Genomic DNA, 4,744 nt, shown 5'->3' on the forward strand with positions numbered 1-4,744 from the left:
CCGGCAACATGCGCACGGCCACCTGCAGCTCGTCGCGTGCGGCGCGCGCGATGGCCAGATGGCCCAGGTGCACCGGATCGAAGGTGCCCCCGTAATAGATCCGCAGGCTCATCACTCAGGCGCGCGCGAGCAGGCGCACGGCACGGGCCTCGGACACCGCCACCAGCAGGCGCTCCAGCGCCAGCCAGGCGTCACCGTCGGCACGCCCCTTGGCGATGCGGTCGACCAGGCCGGCCTCGGCCACGAATCGTTCCCAGCGCTTGCCTTCCGGATGCCGCTGCAGCGCGCGCTTGTACGGCGCCTGCCGCGATTCCCAGATGCCGCGCGATTTCATTTCAGCGGCGAGGTTGCCGCCACGGGCCTGCACCCGTGCCAGGCCGGCGCCGGCCAGCAGTTCGCGGATGACGATCGGCATCAGCGCGGCCACGGCCTCGCCTTCGCCACGCAGGCCCGCCAGCATGCGCAGCACCGCCTGCGGCTGGCCCGAGAAGGTCGCTTCGACCAGACGGAACACGTCGTAGCGGGCGGCATCGGCCACCAGCGACTCCATCCGTTCCACGTCCAGCGGCTGGCCGTCGGCCAGCAGGGCCAGCTTGTCGATTTCCTGCGCGGCAGCCAGCAGGTTGCCTTCCACGCGCTCGGCCAGGCGCTGCACCGCGGCACCGTCGGCACGCAGGCCCTTGCTGCGCAGGCGGCGCTCGATCCAGTCCGGCAGTTCGTGCGGCTTGATCGCCCAGGCCACCGACAGCACGCCGACGCGGTTGACCGCCTCGGCCCACTTGCCCTGGTGGGCCTTGCTCCATTCGTTGGCGGTGATCAGCAGCACCACGTCCGGCGCCGGGTCGGCGCAGAACCGGCTGATGACCTCGGCGCCGTCCTTGCCCGGCTTGCCGCTGGGCAGGCGCACTTCCACCAGGCGCCGCGCACTGAACAGGCTGGGCGCGTTGAAGCTGGCGTCGAGCTGGTTCCAGTCGAAGTCGCGGCCGTCGGCGTCGAACACCTCGCGCTCGTCGACGCCGCTGGCACGGGCGCGTGCGCGTACCGCATCAGCGGCTTCAAGCACGCGCAGGGTTTCCGGGCCGGCGATCAGGTATACCGGCGCCAGCGCGGTGTCACCGCCCTGGCTGGCCAGCTGCTCCGGTCGCAGTTCCATCGTGGACGGCAGCTCAGGGCTTGACCGGCGCCGGCGTCGTCGCCGGTTCGCCATTGGTGGTCACGCCCGGCTTCGGCGCGGACAGGCTGCCACCGCGTTCCAGTTCGGCACGCACCACGCTGTCGATGCGGCGGATGATCGAGGCGGACATTTCCCGGCGCAGTTCGTCGGCCAGGATCTCGCGTTCGGTGGTGGTACCGGTGGCGTCGGTCGGCGGCGACACGTAGTCGCGCGACAGTTCGATCACCTGCTGCGGCACTAGCTCGCTGCCATCCTCGCGGCGGAAGATGAAGATGACCGCGTAGCGCAGGCTGTATTCCTGCGCACGGCCCTGTGCATCGATGGCGATGGGCAGGTCACCCCAGCGCTCGGACAGCACCTGCAGCTGTGCTGCCGGATCCTTGCTGTCCTCGTCGGCCAGCTTCGCACCGGATGCCAGCAGGCTGCGGTTCAACAGCTTGACCAGCTCGCTGTAGGGCGCGGTGGACACCACCTTCACCGGGGCGGTGTCGGTCGGCAGCATCAACTTGTTGCGCAGGTGGAAGCCACAGCCGGCAAGGCCGAGGGCAAGGACGAGGGCAAGCAGAATTCGGGTCATGGGAACAGTCTGGCGGAGCCGGGCGATCACGGCAACAGACAGCGTGCCCGAGGACGCGTGAACGCAGGGCCATCGGCCGATGGCCGTGGCGACAACGCACCGGCCGCCTGGGCGGCGGCCGGTGCCGGGTACATCAGGCAGCGACGATGTTCACGATCTTGCCGGGGACGATGATGATCTTGCGCACCGTCAGGCCTTCCATGAACTTGGCGGTGTTCGGCTCGGCCAGGGCCAGTGCCTCCACCTGCTCGCGCGCGGCATCGGCAGCCACATCGATCGTGCCACGCAGCTTGCCGTTGACCTGCACGGCCAGGGTCAGCGCATCACGCACCAGCGCGGCACTGTCGGCCTGCGGGAACGGCTGGTCTTCCAGCAGCGTCTGGCCGTGGCCCAGCACCTGCCACAGGGCGTGGCTGGCGTGCGGGGTGATCGGATTCAGCAGCAGCACGACGGCCTGCAGCGCTTCCTGGCGCACCGCACGACCCTGCTCGCTGGCGTCCTCGAACCTGGCCAATGCGTTCATCAGCTCCATCACCGCGGCAATGGCGGTGTTGAAGCTGTGGCGGCGGCCGTAGTCGTCACCGACCTTGCCGATGGTCTCGTGGGTCTTGCGGCGCAGTGCCTTCTGGTTGGCATCCAGCGCGGCCACGTCCAGCGCCGGCGCGGCGCCGTCGGCGGCGTGCTTGTGCACCTGGGCCCACAGGCGGCGCAGGAAGCGGGCCATGCCGTCCACGCCGGCCTCGTTCCACTCCAGCGACTGCTCCGGCGGTGCGGCGAACATCGAGAACAGGCGCACGGTGTCGGCGCCGTACTTGCCGACCATCGCCTGCGGGTCCACGCCGTTGTTCTTCGACTTGGACATTTTCTCGGTGCCACCGACCACCACCGGCTGGCCGTCGGCGATCAGGGTGGCGCCGGTGATGCGGCCGCGCTCGTCGCGCTGCACGTCCACGTCGGCCGGGTTGATCCAGTCCTTCGAGCCGTCCGGATTCGGGCGGTAGTAGGTCTCGGCGATCACCATGCCCTGGCACAGCAGGTTGCGCGCCGGTTCGTTGCTGTCCACCATCCGCGCGTCACGCAGCAGCTTGTGGTAGAAGCGGAAATACATCAGGTGCAGGATCGCGTGCTCGATGCCACCGATGTACTGGTCCACCGGCAGCCAGTAGTTGCCGCGCTTGTCGACGGCATCACGGGCACCCGGCGAGGTGTAACGGGCGTAGTACCAGCTCGACTCCATGAAGGTGTCGAAGGTGTCGGTCTCGCGCTCGGCCGCGCCGCCGCAATCCGGGCAGGTGGTCTTGCGCCATTCCGGATCGGTCTTGATCGGCGAACCGGTGCCCGAGAACGCCACGTCCTCCGGCAGCACCACCGGCAGCTGTTCTTCCGGCACCGGCACCGCGCCGCACTTGGCGCAGTAGATCACCGGAATCGGGCAGCCCCAGTAACGCTGGCGGCTCACGCCCCAGTCGCGCAGGCGGTAGTTGACGCGGCGCTGGCCCTGGGCCTTGCGCTCGAATCGTTCGGCCAGCGCTTCGAAGGCGCCCTGGAAGTCCAGGCCGTCGAATTCGGCCGAGTTGACCAGTTCGGTCTGGCGGCTCTTGTCGCTGTACCAGTCCTGCCAGCGGGTGGCGTCCCAAGTGCGCTCATCGTCGTTGCGCGCATCCTTCAGGGCGATGACCTGCACGATCGGCAGGCCATACTTGTTGGCCACCTCGTTGTCGCGCTGGTCGTGGCCGGGAACCGCCATCACCGCGCCGGTGCCGTAGCCCATCAGCACGAAGTTGGCGACCCACACCGGCACCTGCTCGCCGGTGACCGGATGCACGGCGCGCAGGCCGGTATCCATGCCGCGCTTTTCCTGGGTTTCCAGTTCGGCTTCGGACACGCCGCCCTGCTTAAGGTCGGCCAGCATCGCGGCCAGTTCCGGGTTGTTCTTCGCGGCGTGCAGCGCCAGCGGGTGCTCGGCGGCGATCGACACGAAGGTCACGCCCATCACCGTGTCCGGGCGGGTGGTGAACACGCGCAGCGGGTCCAGCGCGCTGCCGTCGACATCGCGCACGTCGAACTGGATTTCCAGGCCTTCGGAACGGCCGATCCAGTTGCGCTGCATGGTCTTGACCGATTCCGGCCAGCCGTCCAGCTCATCCAGGCCGTCCAGCAGTTCCTGGGCGTAATCGGTGATGCGCAGGAACCACTGCGGGATCTCGCGCTTCTCGACCAGGGCACCGGAGCGCCAGCCGCGGCCGTCGATGACCTGCTCGTTGGCCAGCACGGTCTGATCGACCGGGTCCCAGTTCACCACCGCGTTGCGGCGGTAGGCCAGGCCCTTGCGCATCAGGCGGGTGAACATGCGCTGCTCGTGGACGTAATAGTCCGGGCGGCAGGTGGCGAACTCGCGCGACCAGTCGATGGCATAGCCCAGCGACTGCAGCTGGCTGCGCATGTGGTCGATGTTCTTGTAGGTCCACGCCGCCGGCGCGGTCTTGTTCTTGATCGCGGCGTTTTCCGCCGGCAGGCCGAACGCGTCCCAGCCCATCGGCTGCAGGACGTTGTGGCCGGTCATGCGCTTGTAGCGGCTGATCACGTCGCCGATCGTGTAGTTGCGCACATGACCCATGTGCAGCGCGCCGGACGGGTACGGAAGCATCGACAGGCAGTAGTACTTCGGCTTGTCCGAGGTCTCGTCGACCTCGAAGGCGCGGGTGGCATCCCAGAAGCTCTGGGCGGCGGATTCAACCTGCTGCGGGTCGTAAACGTTGGGTTCGGCGCTGGTCATGTAACACGCGGTTGCGGCGGCAAAGCGGTACAGCGTACCGCAGTGCGGCAAACGTCTCCAATCCCGGGCCGGAAAGCCCGGCGCGACGGTGGCCCGGCCGCCGTCTCAGCGCGCCCGCGACAGAGGGAGGGCCAGCGCCAGCCAGGCCGCCCAGCAGGCAAAGGCCAGCCGCTGCGCCAGCGGCGCCGCCAGCACGCCCTGCAGGGCGAAGGCGGCC

At 68.8% G+C, this 4,744-nt stretch carries 4 protein-coding genes; all 4 read right to left on the reverse strand.

Features of this window, described 5'->3' with window-relative positions:
- On the reverse strand, positions 1–112 hold a 112-nt coding region (locus DCO49_RS19390; RefSeq protein WP_165835758.1), incomplete at its 3' end, for an adenylyltransferase/cytidyltransferase family protein.
- A gap of 3 nt (positions 113–115) precedes the next feature.
- Positions 116–1,153 (reverse strand): DNA polymerase III subunit delta, encoded by a 1,038-nt coding sequence (gene holA, locus DCO49_RS19395; RefSeq protein WP_108769535.1) that lies wholly within the window; start codon positions 1,151–1,153, stop codon positions 116–118.
- A 13-nt stretch (positions 1,154–1,166) separates the two neighbouring features.
- A complete protein-coding gene (lptE, locus tag DCO49_RS19400) occupies positions 1,167–1,751 on the reverse strand; it encodes an LPS assembly lipoprotein LptE (protein ID WP_116865379.1) in 585 nt (194 codons plus the stop codon).
- A gap of 133 nt (positions 1,752–1,884) precedes the next feature.
- Complete coding sequence (gene leuS / locus DCO49_RS19405) at positions 1,885–4,527, reverse strand: leucine--tRNA ligase (protein WP_116865380.1); 2,643 nt, start codon at positions 4,525–4,527, stop codon at positions 1,885–1,887.
- Positions 4,528–4,744 lie beyond the last annotated feature (217 nt).

This window comes from Stenotrophomonas sp. SPM (genome assembly GCF_003105135.1).
Classification (GTDB): Bacteria; Pseudomonadota; Gammaproteobacteria; order Xanthomonadales; family Xanthomonadaceae; genus Stenotrophomonas.

Bases quoted from the DNA above. Each gene is read 5' to 3' on its own strand.
- holA (WP_108769535.1), bottom strand. From the start codon at position 1,153: ATGGAACTGCGACCGGAGCAGCTGGCCAGCCAGGGCGGTGACACCGCG.
- lptE (WP_116865379.1), bottom strand. From the start codon at position 1,751: ATGACCCGAATTCTGCTTGCCCTCGTCCTTGCCCTCGGCCTTGCCGGC.
- leuS (WP_116865380.1), bottom strand. From the start codon at position 4,527: ATGACCAGCGCCGAACCCAACGTTTACGACCCGCAGCAGGTTGAATCC.